The sequence below is a fragment of the Streptomyces sp. NPDC051172 genome (assembly GCF_040682555.1).
GTDB lineage: Bacteria > Actinomycetota > Actinomycetes > Streptomycetales > Streptomycetaceae > Streptomyces.
Genome location: NZ_JBFBBE010000257.1, coordinates 1 through 3,697 on the forward strand (window position 1 = coordinate 1; position 3,697 = coordinate 3,697).

General features: G+C 66.9%; 4 protein-coding genes. 1 reads left to right on the top strand and 3 read right to left on the bottom strand.

Translation table 11 applies throughout. The features are described 5' to 3' along the window. Window positions 1–145: 145 nt before the first annotated feature. From AB0N07_RS49970 to AB0N07_RS49980, 3 genes are all read right to left on the bottom strand, one after another. On the bottom strand, window positions 146–547 hold the full coding sequence (locus AB0N07_RS49970) for an L-lactate permease (protein WP_298714757.1): 402 nt from the start codon (window positions 545–547) through the stop codon (window positions 146–148). 678 nt (window positions 548–1,225) lie between these two features. After that, window positions 1,226–2,152 (bottom strand): AraC family transcriptional regulator, encoded by a 927-nt coding sequence (locus AB0N07_RS49975; protein WP_298714754.1) that lies wholly within the window; start codon window positions 2,150–2,152, stop codon window positions 1,226–1,228. 143 nt (window positions 2,153–2,295) lie between these two features. Further along, a complete protein-coding gene (locus AB0N07_RS49980; protein ID WP_184241636.1) occupies window positions 2,296–2,769 on the bottom strand; it encodes a MarR family transcriptional regulator in 474 nt (157 codons plus the stop codon). 60 nt (window positions 2,770–2,829) lie between these two features. On the opposite strand from AB0N07_RS49980, the gene AB0N07_RS49985 reads away from it, so the two are divergent. Beyond that, window positions 2,830–3,697: MFS transporter (locus AB0N07_RS49985; protein ID WP_365847530.1), on the top strand; the 868-nt coding region annotated here is incomplete at its 3' end.

Genomic DNA, 3,697 nt, shown 5'->3' on the forward strand with positions numbered 1-3,697 from the left:
CCTCGCCGACACGTCGTGGTGGTGGCCCACCCATACCCACTTTGACACCGGGCCCTGCGGGGGCCTCCTGTCGGCAGCGCCCACCAATCCGATTCATCGAGAGGGGCTTTCCGTAAGGGTGGATGCTGGACGGGGTCTGCTCGGTTCAGCGCACCGTAGCCAGGACCAGCAGTGCGGCCAGGCAGACGACCATGGTCAGGTCCACGAGCAGAACCCGCGGTTCCGCTAGGCATCCGATCTTCGCGTTGGGACGGAGCTGGGCGGCGAGCTCGACCTTCGCCGGGGTCCCCATGAGCAGGAGCGAGGATGCGACGTTATGGACGGCCATCGCCGGCAGCTGGGAGAGTTCAAGAGTGGTAGCGATCTGCGCCTGGGGTGCGGCGAGCATGGCGTTGGCGGCACTGTTCGACCCGGTCAGGTAGCCCCCGAGCGCGGCGATGAACGGCAACGCGACGACGTTGACGGGCCCGAGGACTGCGACGCCCTGGGCCAGGGCTGCCGACATGCCCGAGGCGCCCGCCGCCAGCGTGTGCATCCGACCGCTCACGCGCCGGCACCTGCATCCAGGCCAGCGACTCCAACAGCCCCGCCCTGCTCGTGCGCGGATCGTGGGCCACCATGCAGCTGAACTATTCCGCATCATCGGATGATTCGAGCACCTGACGGACTTCGAACCGGCCATCGGGCAACGCGGTCACCGGCGTGCATATCCGGGGATGATGTGAGGCCCCCTCCCAGCGAACCGAGAGGGGGCCTCGTGGAAGCAATGGAGCGTTGTGGGAACAGGCGACCTCGGGTCGAGAGGCTGGTTTCCGCGTGGAATCAAGGGGTTTGCGCGGATGCAGAGTCCGACGGCGAGGCCGACGACCCGTTGATTGGCGCGTCGGCGGAACCAAAGAAACGACCTCGAACACGCCTGACCGACGAGGAAGTGGACGCTATGCGAACAGCCCGCGCACAGGGCATCAGCGTGAACGCCGTGGCTCGTCAGTTCGGGGTGCACCGGGGCACGGTGTGGGCGAAGACGCGGTGATGAACCCGACGGCGACGCGGGAGTTGAACTGACCTCGACCCCCTCGCGCCTCGAATCTCGGCGGGGCGTTCTGCCGCATAAAATCAACGATCTACGGCGTCTAGATTGTGGATAACTTCACCGTAGTACCCCGACATACACGTTGCTTAGCACTTTCGTTAGCACTTTTCAGCACTGCCGGGGCTCCGTGATTCACCATTCCGAGGCGGCCGTGGGCGGCCCGTAGCGTCGGTAGCGGGCGGGAGTGACGCCGACGTGTCGTTGGAAAATTTCCGCGGCGTGGCCTCGGCTGTTCCAGCCGACGCGACCTATCGCCACGGTCACGGGCACTTCGGTCTCGCGCAGCAGCCGGGCCAGCTCTGCGACGCGAAGCATCGTGAGGTATCTGTGCGGGGTGCTGCCGTAGGCGTCCTCGAAGACGCGCACCAATTGCTTATCCGATAGGTGCACGTGTTCACAGAGCAGGGCCAGGTTCCACCGCTTCGCTATGTTTCCGCGCAGCAGCGCTTCGACCGCGAGGGCTTCTCTGCGGGCGGGCCGAAACTCTCGCCATCGTGCGGGGCTCTCGACTGATCGCCGTCGCTGATGGACGGGAACGGGCAACGCATCCGGAGCCGCGCGTACGTGCGGAGCGAGCGTGCCCAACAGCATCGAGAGGCGTGCTTGCAGCCAGAAGTACGAGGCCGGGTACTCGCGTCTTTCGTAGAGGGTCGTCATCTCATCGAGCACGAGGATCAGGCGAGTGGCGTCCTCACCGTTCACATGGAGCACATGAGCGGCATCCGGAAACAAGGCCCCGGCGTACTGTCTCACGACGTAGCGATCCGCGAACACGTCGGGATGCTGCCAGTAGAGCTGATCGAGCATGTAGTCCACGTCGACCAAGAGCGTCGTCAGGGTGGCGGTGCCCTCGGGCTCGTAGGTGAAGACCGTACGCGGGGCAATCAGCACGGCGTGACCAAAAGCGATCGGGTGTTGACGCTCCCCGACGGTGAGAACCACCGAGCCATCGCGGACGACGAGGAACGCCACGCAGTCGAAGACGAGCAGGCCGACCTGCTTCCGAGACTGCCTCGTATCCACCGCGAACGGCTGGAAGAGCGCCGCCCCTTTCAGCACTGCCAGTGAAGCCTTGTGTTAGCCGCAGCGTTCCGCTGCCCGCTTCTCGGTGCGGATGAAGACTGGTCATACGACCACGGGTTCACCTCGAAATGAGAGTGCCAGAGGCTCCAACGGTAGTCGCCTGCGCCTTGCTCCATAACTCAGCTCCGTGCGGGGTCGCTCAGGGCGGTGTCGATGGCCTGGAGAGTGCGCACAGTGGTCAGGACATCTTCGGCAGGCAGGTCGAGCGAGCCGAGCAGATCGCGGTACATGCCCCGCACGATCCCCACCGACCGTGCCGCTTCCTCGGTCAGATGCAGGCGTGCCGCGCGGCGGTCCGCCGGGTCGGGGCGGCGCTCGATCTGCCCTTTGGCGATGAGTCCGCGCAGCGCCGTGCTCGCGTTGCTCGATGTCAGCGACAGGCCCGAGGCCAGCCCCGAGGGGGCCACGCCGGGGTTGGCGTCGATGTGCAGCAGCACCAGGCACTCCAACGGTGACAACGGCGCGACCGCGGGGTCCTGCAACGGGTAGGCGCGCAGCTTCCGCTCCACATGCAGCACCGCGTCCGCGAGCCGCACCAACGGGTCCGCACCGGTTGGTGCCGGCCCGCTCACCGGCTTCTCGTCTTGTCGCATATGCTTATGCTAACATAGCGTTGTTTTCATAACTATAGTTTTAGAAGGAGCCGGGCGGGGATGACCGACACGGGAACAGGGCGACAGGCAGCGGGCACGCCCGTCCAGGCGACGGGCAAGGCGATCGGTGCGGGGCTGTTGTCGACGCTGGCGCTGCTGATGGGGCTCGCCTCGTTCGGGATCGACCTGTACCTGCCGGCGTTCCCGGTGATGACGACGGAGCTGTCGACCACGGCGACCGGGGTGCAGCTATCGCTGACGGCGTTCCTGATCGGCGCTGGGGCCGGGCAGCTGGTGTTCGGGCCGTGGTCGGATCGCGCCGGCCGGGTGGTGCCGCTGGTGTTCGGGGCGGTGCTGTTCGTCGCCGCGAGCGTGACCGCCACGCTCGCAGGCAGTATCGAGCTGCTCGTGGCCGCCCGGCTGGTCCAGGGCCTGGGCGGGGCGGCGGGGATGGTGATCGGCCGGGCGATCATCCTTGACCGTGCTCGCGGCACGGAGGCGGCACGGGCGTTGAGCATCATGATGCTCATCGGCGGGATCGCCCCGATCATCGCCCCGGTCGCCGGCGGTGCCCTGGTCGGCCCGGTCGGATGGCGGGGCCTGCTCGGGATCGTCACCGGCCTGGGCGTGATCGCCCTGGCATGCGTGCTCGTGTTCGTGCGGGAATCGCTGCCCCGCGAGATCCGCAGAGCCCGTGCGGGCACGGCGCGGCGCGGTGGCTGGCGGGGCCTGATCTCGCGGGCCTATCTGGGGAACACGGCCGCGTATGCGTTCGGGATGGCGATCATGATGGCCTACATCTCCGCCTCACCGTTCGTCTACCAGGACATGATCGGCCTGAGCGCGGTCGCCTATGGGATCGCGTTCGCGATCAACGCCGTCGGCCTGATGATCGCCACCACTGTCGCGGCCCGTCTTGCCGGTCGCG